General features: G+C 62.7%; 10 protein-coding genes. 5 read left to right on the top strand and 5 right to left on the bottom strand.

Annotated elements, in window-relative coordinates; translation table 11 throughout:
- Window positions 1-20: 20 nt before the first annotated feature.
- The 5 genes from CENROD_RS05060 to hemL form a co-directional block, all read right to left on the bottom strand.
- Window positions 21-1,322: an O-acetylhomoserine aminocarboxypropyltransferase/cysteine synthase family protein gene (locus CENROD_RS05060; protein WP_041194121.1), complete on the bottom strand. Its 1,302-nt coding sequence runs from the start codon at window positions 1,320-1,322 to the stop codon at window positions 21-23.
- 84 nt (window positions 1,323-1,406) lie between these two features.
- The gene (locus CENROD_RS05055; protein WP_022772038.1) at window positions 1,407-3,554 is read right to left on the bottom strand and encodes a two-component system response regulator; all 2,148 of its coding nucleotides are present in this window, start codon (window positions 3,552-3,554) and stop codon (window positions 1,407-1,409) included.
- Between the two features lie 110 nt (window positions 3,555-3,664).
- The gene (locus CENROD_RS12425) at window positions 3,665-6,103 is read right to left on the bottom strand and encodes a hybrid sensor histidine kinase/response regulator (RefSeq protein ID WP_051360307.1); all 2,439 of its coding nucleotides are present in this window, start codon (window positions 6,101-6,103) and stop codon (window positions 3,665-3,667) included.
- Between the two features lie 72 nt (window positions 6,104-6,175).
- Window positions 6,176-7,165 (bottom strand): substrate-binding domain-containing protein, encoded by a 990-nt coding sequence (locus CENROD_RS05045; protein ID WP_022772036.1) that lies wholly within the window; start codon window positions 7,163-7,165, stop codon window positions 6,176-6,178.
- A gap of 152 nt (window positions 7,166-7,317) precedes the next feature.
- On the bottom strand, window positions 7,318-8,613 hold the full coding sequence (gene hemL / locus CENROD_RS05040) for a glutamate-1-semialdehyde 2,1-aminomutase (protein WP_022772035.1): 1,296 nt from the start codon (window positions 8,611-8,613) through the stop codon (window positions 7,318-7,320).
- 227 nt (window positions 8,614-8,840) lie between these two features.
- Between hemL and CENROD_RS05035 the strand changes: the two genes are divergently transcribed.
- From CENROD_RS05035 to CENROD_RS05015, 5 genes are all read left to right on the top strand, one after another.
- Entirely contained in the window at window positions 8,841-9,254 is a 414-nt protein-coding gene (locus tag CENROD_RS05035) for a response regulator (RefSeq protein WP_022772033.1), read from the top strand.
- A complete protein-coding gene (locus CENROD_RS05030) occupies window positions 9,251-9,631 on the top strand; it encodes a response regulator (RefSeq protein ID WP_022772032.1) in 381 nt (126 codons plus the stop codon). Before CENROD_RS05035 ends, CENROD_RS05030 begins: the two co-directional genes overlap by 4 nt.
- Window positions 9,628-10,248: a chemotaxis protein CheW gene (locus CENROD_RS05025; protein WP_022772031.1), complete on the top strand. Its 621-nt coding sequence runs from the start codon at window positions 9,628-9,630 to the stop codon at window positions 10,246-10,248. Before CENROD_RS05030 ends, CENROD_RS05025 begins: the two co-directional genes overlap by 4 nt.
- Window positions 10,227-12,470, top strand: a complete 2,244-nt coding sequence (locus CENROD_RS05020; protein WP_022772030.1) for a methyl-accepting chemotaxis protein — start codon at window positions 10,227-10,229, stop codon at window positions 12,468-12,470. Before CENROD_RS05025 ends, CENROD_RS05020 begins: the two co-directional genes overlap by 22 nt.
- A gap of 71 nt (window positions 12,471-12,541) precedes the next feature.
- Window positions 12,542-18,664 carry a hybrid sensor histidine kinase/response regulator gene (locus tag CENROD_RS05015; protein WP_022772029.1) on the top strand — a complete coding sequence of 2,041 codons (6,123 nt, stop codon included), beginning with the start codon at window positions 12,542-12,544 and terminating at the stop codon, window positions 18,662-18,664.
- The last annotated feature ends 49 nt before the right edge of the window (window positions 18,665-18,713 follow it).

Here is an 18,713-nt window from a genome sequence, read left to right as displayed (position 1 = left end):
CCGCATCAGGGAATGCGGATTCATGCGGGCACTGTGCGCAACGCTTGATCCAGGTCTGCCAGAAGGTCGTCGATGTGCTCGATGCCGACAGACAGCCGCACGGCGTCTTCCGGTACTCCTGCTTTGACTAGTTCTTCTGGAGAGAGCTGGCGGTGCGTTGTTGACGCAGGGTGCGTGGCCAGCGAGCGGGTGTCGCCGATGTTGACGAGCCGGGTGAAGAGTTGCAGCGCGTCCAGGAACGCAGCGCCGGCTTGTCGCCCGGAACCGGGAGCGGCGCGTACCCCAAAGGTCAACAGCCCGGAGCCTTTGCCACCCAGGTATTTCTGTGCCAGCGCATGATCGGGGTGCTCCGCCAGCCCCACGTACTGCACCCAGGCGACCTTGTCATGCCGTTGCAGAAACTGGGCCACGGCCAGCGTGTTGGCGTTGATGCGATCCATGCGTAGCCCCAGGGTTTCGATGCCTTGCAGGATCAGGAAGGCGTTGAACGGCGAGATGGCCGCGCCCATGTTGCGGAGCGGAACGACCCGCGCCCGGCCGATGTACGCAGCCTGACCCAGCGCCTGCGTGTACACCACGCCGTGGTAGCTGGCATCGGGTTCGTTGAGGCGGCGAAAGCGCTGCGGGTGTTGCGCCCAGGGGAATGTCCCGCTATCGACGATCACCCCGCCCAGGCTGTTGCCGTGCCCGCCCAGGTATTTGGTCAGCGAATGCACGACGATGTCTGCGCCGTGTTCGATGGGCCGTAGCAGGTAGGGCGATGCAACGGTGTTGTCGATGACGAGCGGAACACCGTGACGGTGCGCAATGGCTGCGAGCGCGGCCAAGTCGACGATCGCACCCTGCGGGTTGCTCAGGGATTCTGCGTAGATCGCCTTGGTGCGGTCGTCGATCTGTCGTTCCCAAGCCGACAGGTCGTGCGGATCCGCAAACCGGACGGTGATGCCGGAAAGGGGAAGGGTGTGGGCAAAGAGGTTGTACGTGCCGCCGTAGAGCGCCGAGCTGGAGACGATGTTGTCCCCCGATTCGGCGATGGTTTGGATCGCGGCGGTGATCGCTGCTTGCCCGGAAGCGACCGCCAAGGCGCCGATGCCGCCTTCGAGTGCAGCCATGCGTTGTTCCAGCACGTCGGTCGTCGGGTTCATGAGCCGGGTGTAGATGTTCCCGGGGACCTTGAGGTCGAAGAGATCTGCGCCATGCTGGGCGCTATCGAAGGCGTAGGCCACCGTCTGGTAGATCGGGACGGCGACGGCCTTGGTCGTGGGGTCTGGGGAGTAGCCGGCATGTACCGACTTGGTCTCGAACTTCCAGGACTGCGTCATATAGGACTGCGTCATGCAAACCTCCGTACGTGATTGCGGGGATAAAAAAGAGAGAGGCGCGAGGCGCCAAGGGGAACGAAAGGCTCAGTGGCCAGCCCACGCGGGATCGGGGCGCCATTGGGTGGCCCACGCAGGGTATTCCTCCGCAGGCATGGGCTTGGCAACGGCATAGCCTTGGGCCAATTCACAGCCCAGCTCCAGCAAGCCGGTGCCGTGCGCAATGCTTTCCACCCCTTCGGCGATGACCGCCCGGCCAAAAGCCTGGGCCAGGCCGATCACCCCTTTGAGAATCGCGGTGTCTTCGGGGTCGACGAGCATGTCGCGGACGAAGCTGCGGTCCATTTTGAGCAGCGTCACGGGGAGCCGTTTGAGGTAAGTCAGCGAGGAATAGCCTGTTCCGAAGTCGTCGAGGGCGAATTCCACGCCCAAGGCGCTGCACTGGGTAATGACCTCGGATACCCCGGCAATGTCTTCGAGCGCGCTGGTTTCCAACACTTCGAGAGAGAGGTCGCCTGGCTGCACCAAGGGGTGGCATTGGAGTGCCGAACGCAGCCGGGGGACGAAATCTTCCCGTTGGAGCTGGCGTGCGCACACGTTGACGCTGATGCCGGTGGGCAAGCCCATGCTGCGCCACTGGGTGATTTGCGCCAGGGCAGTGTCGATGACCCACTCGCCAAGGTCGATGGCGAGGGGGGATTCGTCGATGAGGGGCAGGAAATGGGCTGGAGCCAGCAGACCGCGTTGCGGATGTTGCCAGCGGATGAGCGCTTCGACGCCGACGATCTGCCCGGTGCGCATATTCACCTTGGGCTGGTAGTGCAGGAGCATTTCTCCACCCAACAACGCCTGGCGGATGCGGTCTACCTGTTCGTGGCGGCTGCGTAGGCCCATGTCCCGGTCTGCGTCGAAGACATGGAAGCAGTTTTTGCCGGAGAGCTTGGCTTGGTATAAGGCCTGATCTGCCTGCCGCAGCAGTTGCTCGGCGTCGATGTCCGTGTTCTGCGGGTAAAACGTGACACCCAGGCTGGCGGTCATCGTGACACTGTGGTCGCCGAAGTCGATCGATTGCGAGGCAATTTCCAGCAGGCGCGCCAGCACGGGGGTATTGGGAGCGTTGGTGTCGAGATTGGTCAGCACTGCAACGAATTCGTCCCCACCGGTGCGTGCGAGGGTATCCCCGTCACGTAGCGTCTGTTTGAGGCGCTTGGCCACTGTCGTGATGAGCTGGTCGCCGAAGTGGTGGCCGTAGGCGTCGTTGATCGACTTGAAGTTGTCCAAATCCAGAAAAGCCACCGCCAATCGTTGGGAACCGCCTTGAACACGAGTCATTCCCTGCCGCAGCCGTTCTGCGACGAGGGTACGGTTGGGTAGTCCGGTGAGGGGGTCGTAGTGGGCGACGAGTTCCAGCTCGCGTTGGTGGTTTTTCGAGGCGGTGATGTCGCTGAACATCGCGACGAAATTGGTGGGGTTGCCGCGTTCGTCGAGCAGCGCCGTGATCGTCAACAGCTCTGCGTAGGCGATGCCGGATTTGTGGCGGTTCCAAATCTCGCCGCTCCAGGTTCCCCGGGCACGCAGGTCCCGCCACATCGCTTGGTAGAACGCCGCACTGTGTCGGCCAGACTGGAGCAGGCGCGGGTTCTGACCGAGGACTTCTTCACGGAGGTAGCCCGTGATGTTCGTGAACGCGGCGTTGACTTCCAGGATGGTGCCGTGCTGGTCGGTGATGACGATGCCTTCGCAGGCGCTGGCGAACACCCTGGCTGCAAGGCGCAGCTTGGCTTCGGCAGCCTTGCGCTCGACGATGTCGGCTTCGAGCTGGTCGCGCTGGCGCAGCACTTCCTTGCGCAGCCTTTCGCGTTCGAGCAGATTGCGGATCCGTTGCCTGGCAGTTTCGACCTGGATGGGCTTGGTGATGTAGTCCACCGCGCCGAGTTCGAGTCCGCGTACCTCGGACTGTGTCTCGTGCAATGCGGTCACGAACACGATGGGGATGTCCTGCAACAGCGGATCCTGCTTGAGCCGGGTACAGGTCTCGAACCCATCCATTTCCGGCATCATGATGTCGAGCAGGATCAGATCCGGCGGGGATTGCTTTGCCAACGCAAGCCCCGTGGCGCCGGAAGACGCCATGTGCAGATCAAACTCGTTCTTGAGCGCGGCGCCCAAGGTCAGCAGGTTGACTGGGGTGTCGTCGATGACGAGGATTTTGGGGCGGTGGGACTGCTGATCCATGTTGGTGTACTGGAGCCGGTGGCAGGGAGCACCACCGCAGACGTAGCCGGGGCATCGTAGCAAATCCCATCGCCGCTTACAGATACTGGTCAGATACCGGGGGTGGGCGATTAGTGGGGCGTTGTGGCGTGGATGGGGGCGCTGGCAACCTGTTCTACAGGCGTTGAGCGAGGGGGAGTCGATGCTTGCGTCGCCGATCCCTCATTGACGCTGCGTGCATGGGGAACATGGCGCAGGATGGTTTGGCGCAAGAGCGAGACGTTGACCGGTTTGGTGAGGAAGTCGTCCATGCCAATGGCCAAGCAACGTTGGCGATCTTGCTCGAAGGCGCCGGCGGTCAGCGCCACGATAGGTATGCGTGCCCGGGCATGGATGGCTTCCCATTGCCGGATCCTTTCCGTAGCTTCGTAGCCGTCCATCGTGGGCATGTGCAGATCCATCAGGATCAGATCGGGCGTGGAGCCGCCGGTGATCTGGGTGACTGCCTGTTGGCCATCGGATGCCGTCGCGACGGTGGCGCCCAATTGGGTCAGTAGCGTCTCGGCAACCATGCGGTTGACGGGGTGGTCTTCGACGAGCAGGATGCGTGCAAGCACACGGCAGGAGTCGTCGGCAAACAGCGTCGTGATCTGTTCTCCACGTGCGATCGGTTCGGCGTGTTCCATGCGCTGTGCCCGGATGCGGAACCACAGCGTGGAGCCTTTGCCGACGTCGCTCTCCACGCCGACGCTGCCGCCAAGCAATGCTGCAAGCCGACGGACGATCGACAACCCCAACCCACTGCCTCCATAGCGCCTCGTGGAGCTGCTATCGAATTGGGAAAAAGGCTGGAATAGGGTGGCGTGTTTTTCCCGGGGGATACCGATGCCTGTGTCCTGCACGCGGAATTCGAGGATGGCATGGTCTGCACCGCGCTCCACCACGTGTTCCACTTCCTTGCCGACGATGCCAATGCTGCCGCTGTGGGTGAACTTGAGGGCGTTGGCCAGCAGGTTCGAGAGCATTTGGCGCAGCCGCAACCCGTCCGACAGGTAGTACCCGGCGGGCGGGCCGTCCCAGCGTTGCTCTAGGTGCAGGTTTTTGCTTCGTGCCGCACCGAGGTAGAGGGCGTGGATTTCCGCGAGGATCCGCGCTGGTTCGACCGCAGACAGGTGGATGGGCAGATTGCCAGACTCGATGGCGGAAAGATCGAGCACGTCGTTGAGCAGACTCAGCAGGGATTGCCCGGAATACAGCAAGGTGCGGGCGTATTCCAGCCGATCTTGGTCGCTGAGCGTGGGCTGTAGCAAGAGCTGCGTCGTGCCCAGAATGCCGTTCATCGGCGTGCGAATCTCATGCGACATGGTCGTGAGGAAATTGCTCTTGGCCACGCTGGCAGCCTCTGCGGCGAGCTTGGCCTGTTCGAGTTCCCTGGCCGAATTGCGTTGGGTATCGAGGGCGAGCAAGTGGTCGTTGTAGCCATGGACGAGCTGGGCCACTTCGTCGGGGATGTCCCGGATGGGCAACGGGGCATGGGCTGCCTCGGGTTCGCGCGAGAGGGCCAGGAAGCCTTCGGAAACCAAACGGACGGGGGCGATAACGGAACGTGCGAAGTGCCATGCCAACAGCACTACCCCCAGCAATGCCGTGAGGACGAAGCCAAAGGTGGCAACAGCCAGGCGCTGGATTTGCTGCGTCACGATCCTGTCTGGCAACAGCACGACCAACGTGCTATTGCGCTTGGGAGCGGGTTCTATGCGCATCAGCATGATGTCATGCCCTAGTCGCAGACTGTGGGGAGGACGTTGTGCCCAGATCGATTCGAGCAGTGTGGGATCCAGGGGAGTACCGAACCGGGTGGAGTCGGTATGCAGCGCAATACTGCCGCGTCGATCCACCTCCATCATCTGCATTCCTTCTGGAAGGGGCGAGGTTTCCAGAAAGCGGTCCATGACCGCGTTATTGAGGCTGATGGTGAGCACACCGACGATATCCGACGCGCCTGTCGTTGGCGAGTAGTGCTGGATGAGCCTGGCAACGCCTAGCGTCTTCCTTTGGCTCGAATGCCGATTGGGGTTGTCATGGATGCCGCGCCACAGCGTGGGCAGCCCGGAATGCTCGATTTCCCGGATCAGGGCATCGACTTCTGCGGGGTCGATGGGTGGGGCATGGATCGTTTCCCCCATCTGAAAACGCTTGCCCCCTCGGGAATACACATTGATCGATACCAACCCGCGAGAGCGAACGTGGCTGTTGAGGATGTAGCCGATGCGTGCGCGGGTGTCGAGGATGTCGAAAGAGTCCGCATCCTTTTCGTCCGCACGCCGCAGCGCTTGGCCGATTTCGAGGTTTCCGGCGATGCTCGCGGCAAGGTCGTCGATCTGATCCTGGTACAGCAGCAGGTACGAAGACAAGCTGGAGAGCAGGCGGCTGCTCTCTGTTTTGGCTTGTTCGACGACGAGGTTTTGGGCGATGTAGAACGCTGCCACGCCGAGCAGCACCAGGGGCAACACCCCAGCACCAAGCAAACCGACGAGCAGCTTGGTCGAGAGTCTGCAATGCCACCGCACGTCAACCCTGCACGGTGAGACTGGCGAAGCGACGGTGCATGGTGCAATGCAACGGCATGTCGCGGTGGGATGCTACTGTTTCGGCAGCGATTCGGCGGTGACGAGGCGGGTATCGATGACCGTCAACGGCGATACCGGCTGTTTCTGAATCAGACGCCAGGCGAGGTGGATTCCCTGGTAGCCTTGTTCGGCGGCCTGTTGGTCGATGGTGGCTACCAATCTGCGCGCTGCGATTTCTGCGATGGCTTCTTCCAAGGCGTCAAAGCCTGCGACCTGCACAGAGGTACGGCCCCTTTCCTGCAAGTACCGAATTGCGCCAATCGCCATGATGTCGTTGGAGGCAAAAACCAGTTTGATGTCGGGGTGCTGTTCGAAGATTTTGCGGGTCACTGCATAGGCTTCGTCGATCTTCCAGTTCGCAGTTTCCGAAGCCACCACGTGAATGTGCGGGTTTTCCGCAAATGCTTTGCGTGCGCCTTGGGCACGTTGCCGGGCGTTGTCCGCGCTGCGAATGCCTTCCAGGATGGCTGCTTGCGTAGGGGCCTTGATATGGCGAGCGAGGTACTGGGCGGCTTTGTAGGCGCCGGCTTCGTTGTCGACGCTCAGAAATGGCACGGGCTGCATTTGCGCGCGCTGGATCGCTGCGTCGTCGAGACGGTTGTCGATGTTGACGATGTGGATGCCTGCACGCTGTGCCTTGTGCAGCGCAGGGACGAGCCGCTGCGAATCCCCCGGGGCGATGACGATGGCATGGACTTTGTCTGCAATCAGGTCTTCGACGAGCTGGATTTGCTGTTCGATCGATGTTTCTTGCGCAGCAGTACGCACGAGGAGCTGGATGGGCAATTCCTTCGCTGCGCGGCGCGCCCCGCTTTCCATATCGACGAAAAAGGGGTTCGTGAGGGTTTTCATCACCAGGCCGATGCGCACCACTGCTGGCGGAACGGGTGCGGAAGCTGGGGTGGTCACAGGCGTTGGAGTGGGTTGGCATCCCCACAGCAATACAGCCATACCCAGGCAAAAAGCCCACAACAGTCGGACACTCGAAGCGAGGAAGGGCATGGAAAGCTCCTTGTTGTCAGCGGTGCATCGAGGTAGGCGCACGATCACGAGACCAAGCAGCTTGGCAGTGTGCGCGTGTGCGTCGATCCCGACACGAAGCGGGGGACTATAGCCGTCGGCATTGCGGGGAGCCTGAGGGCGGCCCGCAAAGGCTACCGCAGCAGCGCAAACACCTCGTCTGCGGCGCGGATCGTGTCCGCGACGTCTTGCGCGCTGTGGGCCGCGCTGACGAATCCGGCTTCAAAGAGCGCCGGGGCGGTGTAGATGCCTCGGTCGAGCAGGCCATGGAAGAACCTGGCAAACAAGTCGCCACTGCTTTGCATCACTGCCGGGTAGTCGTGGGGCAGCGTGGGGAGCAGGAACCATCCCATCATGCCCCCTTCGGAGTCGGCGCAAAAGGGGACCCCATGCCGCTCTGCCGCAGCGCGCAACCCGGCAAGGAGCGTGCGCGTCGTCTGCGAGAGTTGGTCGTGAAAGCCTTCGTGAGCAACTTCGCGCAGCGTGGCAAGCCCACAGGCCGTGGCGACGGGGTTCCCGCTGAGCGTCCCAGCCTGGTACACGCTCCCGAGCGGGGAGAGACATCGCATGATCTCCCGCCTGCCACCGAACGCTGCCAGGGGCATCCCGCCGCCGATCACTTTGCCGAGCAGCGTCAAGTCTGGGGCGAAGCCGGGAATCTCGCGTGCATAGAGGCTTTGGGCGCCGCCCCACGCCACCCGGAAGCCCGTCATGACTTCGTCGAGGATGAACACGGCGCCATGTCGGGTGCATAGCGCACGGCATTGGCGCAGAAAAGAGACGCTGGCACGAACGAAATTCATGTTCCCGCAAATCGGTTCGACGATTAGTGCAGCGATGGCTGGGCCGTGTTCGGCGAAGGCGCGTTCCAGCCCGGCGACGTCGTTGTACCGAAGCACGATCGTTTGCCCGGCGACTTCCGCAGGCACGCCAGCGCTGGAGGGATGCCCTAGCGTCGAAAGGCCGGAGCCTGCGTGTACCAGCAGGGGGTCGCAATGCCCGTGGTAGCAGCCTTCAAACTTGACGAGCAGATTGCGTTGCGTGAACCCGCGCGCCAGGCGAATCGCGCTCATCGCTGCCTCGGTGCCCGAATTGACCAGGCGCACCATCTCCATCGACGGCACTGCAGCCACGAGGAATTCGGCTAGTTCGGTCTCGCGCTCGGTGGGTGCGCCAAAAGCAAAACCATCACGCAAGGCGCGCTCGACGGCTTCGACAACGGCGGGGTGGCTATGGCCCAGAATCATCGGCCCCCAGGCGCCGATGTAGTCGATGTAGCGCTGTCCGTTGGCGTCCCACAAGGCGGAGCCTTGGGCGCGGGCGATGAAGCGGGGGGTGCCCCCCACGGCGCGAAAGGCCCGAACGGGGGAATTGACACCACCGGGAATGCACGCCGAGGCGCGTTCGTACAAGAAAACGTTGCGATCCATGCGCGAACCTATCCAAGGAAGCGAGGCAGCGAGGAAGCCACCAACAGAACAACGAAGACGGCGCAGGCCGCAGGGAAGCCGACTATTCTATGATTCAGGATCGATTTCTGGTGGGCTGCCGATGTGTAGGAGGCTCCCTGTGCAGGCAAGCCTTCACGTGGGCGGGCAGGTGGCTGTTCCGTCGGGGAGTTCGGCTCCAGGCGTGGCAATGACACGGGGAGAGGCGGATGGCTATAGGGGATACGAGTTTGAAAATCCTGGTCGTGGACGATAGCAATACGATTCGCCGCAGCGCGGAACTGTTCCTCAAGGCGGGTCAGCATGAGGTGATGTTGGCCGAGGACGGCTTCGATGCGCTCTCCAAGGTCGGCGATTACGAGCCCGATCTCATCTTTTGCGACATCCTCATGCCTCGGCTCGACGGATACCAAACCTGCGCGATCATCAAGCGCAATGCGCGTTTTGCCGGAGTGCCCGTGGTCATGCTTTCCTCCAAGGATGGCGTGTTCGACAAGGCGCGTGGGCGCATGGTCGGCGCGCAGGATTACCTGACGAAACCTTTTACCAAGGATCAACTGTTGCAGGCCGTGCAGCAGTTTGGCATGGCCGGGCATCGGGCCGCACAAGGGAGCCTGGCATGACGATTCGCAAGGTATTGGTGATCGACGATTCCAAGACCGACTCGCTATTCCTCAGCGACATTCTGTTGCGCCACGGTATGACGGTACACATTGCTGAAAACGCCGAGGAAGCCATGCGCTGCATGGAAAACGACAAGCCGGACTTGATCCTGATGGACGTAGTCATGCCTGGGCAGAACGGTTTTCAGCTTACCCGTTCGTTGTGTCGCAATCCGCAATACGCCGGGATTCCCATCATCCTCTGCACCAGCAAGAGCCTGGAAACGGATCGGGTGTGGGGGTTGCGGCAGGGAGCGCGGGACTACATCGTCAAGCCCATCAACGCGGAGGAGCTCTTGACCAAGATTCAGGCAGTTGCTTCGGCGCGCACGGCATGAGCGGACGGGAGAGTCTGCGCGAGTTCCAGCTCCGCCTGGTACAGCGGCTTGCGATGGCCGACGGGGCTTGCGCGGCTTGGCTGGCTGTGCGGGCTGGTTCTCTGCCTTTGCTGCTACCGTTGGCGCAGTCCGGGGAAATTTTGTTGGCTACTGCTTTGACCCCGGTGCCCTATACCGCAGACTGGTTCCTGGGTGTCGCCCACGCTCGCGGGGTGCTATACGGGGTGGTCGATCTCGGCATTTTTCTGGGGCAGGCAGTTGGGCAGTCGAACCCGGCGTGGAACCCGTCATCGAGACAGACATCAAGCCAGATACCGAACGACGCTACGCCCGGGCACGCCGCTACTCCCCTGCGTGCAGGCGGCATCCAAGCAGGAAAGTATCTGAGCCTGCATCCCGATCTGGGTGTTCCGTGTGCGCTGCGTGTCGATGCCTTCGCCGGTTTGCGAGGCGCTGATTCGCTGGGCGATGCGGATGCCCCCGCCAATGCCCCAGCGTTCTATGGCAAGTGCAGGCAAGATGGCGCGGGAGTGGTGTGGCAAGAACTGGATTTGCGTGCGCTGGCGACGTGTCCGCAATTTTTGGACATCGCCCAATGCGTGGGCAGGGGGGGGTGATGGCTTGGGGATGGGTACAGCGTTGGATGGGGGAAGCGTCTCCGGATTCCCGGTTGAGTCTTTCGGCGCCCGAGTCGACGCTGATCTCGGGGGAAGATGCTGCCCGATCCATTCCCGTGTCGGATTCCGTTCTCCGGTCGGATTCGCACCCCAAGTCCGAGAAAGCCGATGCCCCGCAGGCATCGACCGACGCCTTGGAGTTGGTTCGCATCCCTTTCCTAGGCAAGAAAACCGTTGCGCAGCATCAGCGGTTCTTTTCCGTTTTGCTGGTGGGAGCATTGCTGGCGCTGGCCGGGGTGACGGTATCGGGGTTGGGGCGTACCCAGATGGTGGCCCAGCAGTTGGCGGTGATCGGACAAGCTTTGATGCACACACAGCGCGTCGGCAAGGCCTTGTCCCACATGGTGGGCGGGGAATTGCGTTTTGCCGCCGACCTGGTGCATAGCGTCGAGGAGCTTGGGCGCATCGTGCGGGCGTTGAGCGCAGTCGGCGTGCAGCCTTCGGCGTCTGGCGTCGAGGAAATTCCTGCCTTGCGCGAACCGTACCGTTTGCGGATGGAAGGATCGTTGGCGACACTTGTGCGTTTGGAGGAAAGCGCCAAAAAGATGGCAGCCCAACGTGCGGCCATGTCCCGCGCCCTTGATGCCGCGCAGGCAGTGCGTCGGCAGGCGATGGATATGCAAGGCAACGCCACGCAGTGGCTGACGGCGCTGCTCTCCGAATCGCAAACGACGGTACCTTTGGCGGCCAGCGTGCGATGGTTGCTGTTGGCACAGCGTATCGCAGGGTGGGTGCAAGATGTGCAGGCGCAGCCAGAGCGGCTGGATACGGCCATTGGCCAGGACCTCGAATTGTTGGCAACGCTGGCTGCAGAGGCCGATTCCGCCGGGGTGCCGCCAGCGTTGGTAGCGATAGTGGCGCCGTTGCGCGAGCAACTGCTGGTTCTGCGAGAGGGGGCATCCGCCATCGTTGTGGTGCGTGCGGTACAGCCTTCCATGGCTACCGATGCGGAGCGGTTGCGCGGCGATCTCGAAGGGTTGCAGTTGGCCCTAGGCTCCCAGACGGGGTTGCTGTTCGGCCTGCTGCTCGCGCTGTGCGTGGTCATCGCCTTGTTGGCTGCTGCGGGCTTGTCTTATGCCCAGCTTCAGGAGAGCCGTAGGCGCCAAAGCTACGCCGAAGCGCAACGCCAGCAGGCGCTGCGCCAGGAGCGGGAGGCCAAGCGTGTCAACGACGCCAACCAGGCGGCGATTCTGCGATTGATGAACGAGCTGCAAGCCGTCGCCGAAGGGGACCTGACCCAGGAAGCGACCGTGACCGAAGACATCACTGGGGCGATTGCCGACTCGGTGAACTACACGGTCGAAGAGCTGCGTGTGCTCGTCGGCAATGTGCAAGGCACTGCCTCGCGCGTGGCGCAGACCACCGGTGATGTGGACGCCACCTCCACCGAACTGCTCGTTGCGTCCAAAGAGCAGTTGCACGAGATTCGCGAGACGGGCCGCGCCATCCTGGATATGGCTCGCCGGATCAACGACGTGTCTGCCCAGGCGCAGGCGTCTGCGGAAGTCGCCCGGCAGTCGTTGCAGGCCGCAGAAGTCGGGCTGCACGCCGTGCAGAATTCGATCGGCGGGATGAACGCGATTCGCGATCAAATCCAGGAGACCTCCAAGCGCATCAAGCGGCTGGGAGAGTCATCGCAGGAGATCGGGGAAATCACCGAACTGATTTCGGACATCACCGAACAGACCAACGTACTTGCGCTCAATGCAGCCATTCAAGCGGCCTCGGCGGGGGATGCAGGCCGGGGGTTTTCTGTGGTGGCTGAAGAAGTACAGCGTCTGGCGGAACGCTCTGCTGACGCCACGCGCCAGATCGCCGCGCTCGTCAAAGCCATTCAGACCGATACCCAGGATGCCATCGGCGCGATGGAACGCTCGACGCAAGGCGTAGTCGCAGGGGCGCGGTTGTCGGACAACGCCGGTACTGCGTTGACGGAAATTGACCAGGTGTCGCGCCGATTGGCAGAGATGATCGAGCAGTTTTCGGTATCGACCTCGCGCGAGGCCAGCTTGGCCAACGAGGTGGCCGGGGACATCCAGCACATTTTTGCGGTGACCGAGCAAACCAGCGAGGGAACCCGATCGACGGCAGCCCAAGTGCGGGAGCTTTCCAAGATGGCGGAGGAATTGCGCCAGTCTGTTGCCCGATTTCGCATTGCCTGAATGACCTGGTTCCGTACGCACCCATCCAGTACGCACCGATTGCACGCATTTTTTGAATTCATCTCCCCTGTATGCAGCCTTCTGTGGCCGTTGTCGGCAGTTCTCCCCCCGTGGAATCGGATCTAGGCCCCCTAGCCTGGGTGCTCGACGAACTGCGCAAGTCGCTCGACAGCGCGGTGTCGGCTCTGCGGCGTTTCGTTCGCGATGCCGAGGCATCGCGTGGGTCGGACATTGCCGCGCTGGATGCAAGCCAGTTGCGCATTGCCCGGCAGCAGTTGCACCAAGCCGTCGGGGCGCTAGAAATGGTGGGGTTGGAAGTACCAGCCAAAGTACTGCGTGCGATGCAAATGCTCGCGCAGAAGTTCGTGCAGCGCCCGGGCACTTGCAATGAGCGGGCTGCCCAAAAGCTCGAAGGCGCGAGTTTTGCCCTCATCGAATACTTGGAAGGCTTGCTCAAGGGGCGGACGACTTCGGCTGTCGCGCTGTTCCCGCAGTACCGCGACGTGTTGAAGGAGCTGGGCGAAGAGCGCATCCACCCCGCAGACCTGTGGGTGTTTCCGTGGCGGTGGCGGGATATTCCCCTGGCGCCGACGATCCGCCCCCTGGCGTATGACGCGCCGGTGTGTGCGCGCATCGACAGCTTTGTGCTCCAGGTCGTCAAGACGGGGCACGGGCCTTCGGCACAGATCCTCTCCGACATCAGCCTGGGCTTTGCCGCAGCGCAGCAGGAATCGCGCCCGCGTGGATTCTGGTGCCTGTGCGCGGCGTATTTCGAAGCGATGGCCACCGTCAGCGCGAGCGCGGATGTGTATGCAAAGCGTTCCGCCTCGCGCATCCTGACGCAATTTCGTAGCCTGGCCAAGGGAGTGCCGGACATCTCCGAGCGGCTTGCGCAAGACTTGCTGTTCCACTGTGCGCAAACCGAGCCTGTGCGCCCTGCGCCGAGCATTTTGTCGGTGGCGCGGGAAAGCTACGGGCTGCGTGGGGTTGTCGTTCGCGATGTGGAGCGGCCTTGCCTGGGTCGTTTCGACCCCGCACTGGTGGCGCAGGCGCGCAAGCGCATTGCGGCGCTGACCGAGACGTGGTCTGCGTTGTCCGGTGGCGATATGACCAGGATGAAGCAGTCTGCGGATCAGATGACGTTGGTCACGGATTCGATGATTCGGCTGCATCCGGGAAGCAAGGATCTGGCGGATGCCTTGCTGCGGTCCATGGTGCAAGTACAGCGTTCCGGGCAGCCCCCAACGCCAGCGTTGGCGCTGGAGGTCGCGACCTCGGTGTTGTATCTGGATGCAGCCTACGAAGATTTGGGCACGGAAGACGCTTTGGAGGACCGCAGTGCCCGGCTTGCACAGCGCATCGACGCGGTGTGTGGCGGAGCGGCTTCGGAACCGCTGGATGCGTGGATGGAAGATCTCTATCGCCGTGTCAGCGACCGGCAGGTGATGGGCAGCGTGGTGCAAGAGCTGGCGGCTTCGCTGGCGGAGATCGAAACGACGCTGGATGCCTTCTTCCGCAATCCGGTGGACAAGACTGCCCTGCACGATGTGCCGATGCGCCTGGCGCAGATGCGCGGCGTGTTTTCGGTGCTGGGGCTTGATCAGGCAGCCATGGCTGCCGTGCGGATTCGCTCTCGTGTCGAACAGTGTCTGGAAGACGATATCGATGCCGATGCTGCAGCCCGCACTGGCGTTTTCGACAAGATCGGCAACAGTCTTGGCGCCCTGGGCTTCCTTGTCGATATGTTGGGCTATCAGCGGGAATTGGCCAAACAGTTGTTCGTGTATGACGAACAGTTGGGGGAATTCCGGTCGCTGATGGGGCGCCACAAAACGCCTGTAGACGAGGCGCCTGCGCCAGCACCGGTCGCTTCACCGCTGCCTCCCGTGGCGCCTGCTTCCCCGCCCACACCGCAACCTGCACCCGAGCCTGCGCCTAGCGACGAAGAAGACGAGGATGAGCTACGGGACATCTTTCTCGAAGAGGCGCGCGATGTCATCCAAAGCGGCATCGCCGCGATCTCGCATCTGGAGTCCCGTCCTGCGGATATCGACCAGCAGACCCGTCTGCGCAGGACGTTCCATACCCTCAAGGGCAGTTCCCGGATGGTGGGGTTGGTCGAGTTTGGCGAGGCTGCGTGGGCGATGGAACAGTTGATGAATGCCTGGCTCGCGCAGCAAAAGCCGATCGGCGCGGAGGTGCTGACGCTGTCTTCGCGGGCCATGCAGGGTTTTGCGCGGTGGATTGAAGACATCGCGGAGAACGACGATGGCGCGTGGGCGGCACAGCCCTTTCGCCAGGCTGCGGATCGGATGCGGATGGACAACGAGCTGATCGCTCTGCCACTGCCGGGGGAAGATACCGCGCCGGAACCCGTCGCCGCGCCGATGCCCGAGCCGACCCCGGATTTGGCCCCGGAGTTGCTGCACGAATCCGATGCCGAAGACACTGCGCCGACTCCGCTGTTTTCCATAGAGCAGCCAGCAGCAGAGGTGCTGGCGGTGGAACCTCCTGCCATGGAGCCGGATGCAGCACTGCCCCCGGAGCTGGAAGTTGCGTCACCGATCGACGCAGCAGCGCACGCCGGGGCGCTGGCTGCATTCGGGGAAGTCGACGAATCCGAGGATGTCGAAGAATGCCATGCGCCCGATGTCCTTGATCAGCCTCTGGAACCCCAGGAACTCCAAGAACCCCAGGAATCGCGGGATGCTGAAGCGCCCCTGGAATCCGATGACCTGGCACTCGATTTTTCCGTAGACCTGATTCCGGCAGCGGAGGCAGACACTGCGTCTGCTGCGGCATGGACGGAAGCACCCGTGGACGTTCTTGCAGACGCCACCGAGGCAGTGGGCGACATGCTTGCGGAGTTGCCTACGCTGGCGCCCTGGGCAGCGTCGGGCGAAGACATTGCGATGGCAGCCTTGCCTGAAGTACCACCGGAACTGGCGTCGTCTACAGAGGAGGGAGGCATTGGGAAAGCCTTGCATGAGGTCTACCTGTCTGAAGCGGAAGTTTGGTCCTTGCGTCTGGTCGACGAACTGGAAAAGGGCGCCGCCGCGCCGCACCAGCGTGTGCCGGATTCGACCATCGGTTTGGTGCATTCGCTGGCAGGCAGTTCGGCGACAGTGGGGTTCCATGCGCTGTCCGAGCTAGCCCGTGCCTTGGAACATGCGCTGGCCCATTTGCAGCCAGCCGGGGTGCGCACTGCGGAACAGGAAGGGCTGTTCGTGCAGGTGGCCCGATCCATGCGAGCCATGGTGCATGGTTTTGGCATAGGGCATCTGCCCTTTGGTGTAGTGCAGACGCCCGATGCCGACCCTGCCCAGCTTTCCGCCTTGCACGACATGCTGGCCATCGAGCTGGATGCCCCGGAAGAGTCCCGGCCCATCATGCAAGATGCCGATGCAGGCTTCGATGCCGACTTTGGCATGGACCTTGGCGGCGATCTTGGCTTGGACTTCACCATGGAACCAGCCATGGACCCCACCATGGGTCGTAGCGATAGGGATATCGCCACGGGCGCCACAGTGGCGGAAGAAGACCTGGCGCCCATCGAGCTGGATTTCGGCGATTGGAGCCCTGCCGCCCTGCCTCCCCTGGAATTGCCGGATCTCGATTTGCCCGTCGATGCACACAATGATGCTGATGCATTGGACGCTCTGCCAGCCGTGGAGCCGTTTCCGCCATCGTCAGCGGACTCCTTGGCAGAGCGAGTGGGGCATCCTGACGATGCTGCATCAATCGACATGGCTGCGATGCAGGAAGAACCCGTCCACCTTGCAGCCCTTGCCGAATCCGTGGCGCAAGGCCAGTCGGACCTTGCCCTGGCGGTCGGAACACGGCAAGCCCAAGAACCAGAGGTCGTCGCGCCACAGAGCAGGGAAGATTCTGCGCTGCAAGATACCCCCGATGTCGATCTGTTCTCCATCTTTGAAGAGGAAGCCCACGAACTGCTTCCTCGCCTGGGCGCCGCGTTGCGCCAGTGGAGCGCGAACCCGGCAGACCTGGCTGCCAGACAGTCCGTATTGCGCGATTTGCATACCCTCAAAGGGGGGGCGCGGCTTGCCGGGGCGATGCGGCTCGGGGACATGCTCCACCGGCTCGAATCCGCTGCGGAGCATGTAGACACTGCTTCGCCTGCGGCCATGGCTGCCTTGCTTGCGGGGTTCGATGCCATCGTCCACCGCATGGAGGGGGTGTGTGCGGCTGCGGCATCGGCCATCGTTTTTCCGGAACAAGTGCCGGCAACGGCTGGCGCTGCCGATGTTTCCGAGGCTGCTGCTCCCGCTCCTGTTGCAGTACGGAAGGGGGGAACGGAGACGGTGCGGGTGCGTTCGCAGTGGATCGAACGCATGATTGGGCAAACCGGGGAGGTGCTGACCGCGCGTGCGCGCATCGAGTCGCACGTGGACCAGTTGCGCGGCGCCATGCACGACCTCACTGCCAATCTCGATAGGCTGCACCAGCAGTTGCGCGATCTGGAACTGCAAACCGATACCCAATTGCAGTCCCGCCTGGCTCTGACGCGCGAGAGCGACAAGGGCTTCGATCCTTTGGAATTCGACCGCTATACCCGCGTGCAGGAGCTGAGCCGGATGTTGGCCGAGTCCGTACACGACATCGGCACGGTACAGGGGCAAGTGCAGCAGTCGGTGTCCGGGGTGCAGGACGCCCTGGCCGCCCAGTTGCGCCAAGCCCGCGAACTACAACGGGATTTGTTGCGTACCCGGATGGTTGAATTCGACAGCATCGCAGAGCGCCTGCACGGCGTGGTGCGGCTGGCTGCGAGGGAAGCCGGCAAATCGGTTGCGTTGACGATCATCGGTGGCGCGCAGGACATCGACCGGGGCGTGCTTGATCGGATGGGCAGCGCTTTCGAACATCTGCTGCGCAATGCGGTGTGCCACGGCATGGAAGACGAGGCCACGCGCCTGGAGCGTGGGAAGCCATCGCAAGGGACGATCACGATCACGCTGGCGCAGCAGGGCAATGATGTACGGATCACCTTTGCCGACGACGGTGGTGGGCTTGACATCGCTGCCATTCGCGAACGGGCCGTTCGCAAGGGGTGGGTCACTGCCGACCAAGTGTTGTCCGAAGAGGACATCGCCCAGTTGATCTTCAGCCCGGGGTTATCGACGGCAGAGTCGGTGACGGAACTCGCTGGCCGTGGGGTGGGCATGGATGTCGTCCGCAACGATGTCCACGCCGCTGGCGGACGCATCGACCTGCATACCCGCAGTGGGGAAGGCACCCGCTTCCACCTCGTGTTGCCGTTGACGACAGCCGTGACGCAGGTGGTGATGTTGCGTGCAGGTGCCATGGTGTTCGGGGTGCCCACGCATTTGATCGAACGGGTCGTGCGGCTGCCGTGGAGCGCGCTGGAGTCTGCCTACGCCACAGGCCGCTTTCCTTATGCGGGGCAGGACATCGACCTGTATTGGGCCGATGCGCTGTGGCAGTGCGTTCCGGGCGCAGGGCATGAATCGACGCCGAGCCGCAATGCCTCGGTCGCCATCGTTTGTAGCGCAGGGCAACGCATGGCGCTGCATGTCGAAGAAGTGCTGGGGAACCGTGAAGCCGTTGTCAAGAACCTGGGGCCCCAACTGGCACGGATGCCGGGGTTGGTTGGCATGTCGGTGCAGGCTTCGGGGACGGTGTTCCTGATCTACAACCCCTTGGCTGTAGCCAAGGTGCATGGTCAGTGTGCCCGGTTTGCACCGCCTTGCGTGGTTGTTGCGGCGGGTGCCCATGCCGGTACAGCGGCAGCAGCCCAGGCGCCGGGGGCAGTGCCTGGAGCAATGGTGGCGCCGGAGGCAACGGCTTCGCGCTTGATCATGGTCGTCGACGATTCGATCACCGTCCGCCGGGTGACGCAACGGCTACTGCGGCGCGAAGGTTTTGAGGTCGTGCTCGCGCACGACGGGTTGCACGCGCTGGAGCTGTTGCAGGAGCAGCGGCCCGTTGTCGTGCTCTCCGACATCGAAATGCCGCGCATGGACGGCTTTGACCTGATCCGCAATATCCGTGCAGACGAGCGTTTGCGTGCGCTGCCGGTGATCGTGATCACCTCGCGCATCGCCGAAAAGCACCGCGACTACGCCCATGATCTCCAGGTCAACCACTACCTCGGCAAGCCGTACCCCGAAGACGAGCTGATTGGCCTGTTGCACCAGTACTGCGCTGCGGCTTAGAACCTATTCCAGTAGGGGCTGCGCCATCGCATTGCACGCGGCGGCGGTG

It is taken from the genome of Candidatus Symbiobacter mobilis CR (assembly GCF_000477435.1).
In the GTDB taxonomy this organism is placed as follows: Bacteria; Pseudomonadota; Gammaproteobacteria; order Burkholderiales; family Burkholderiaceae_C; genus Rhodoferax; species Rhodoferax mobilis.
Note: the sequence above shows the minus strand (reverse complement) of the source record. Positions and strands in the feature narration are given on the sequence as shown.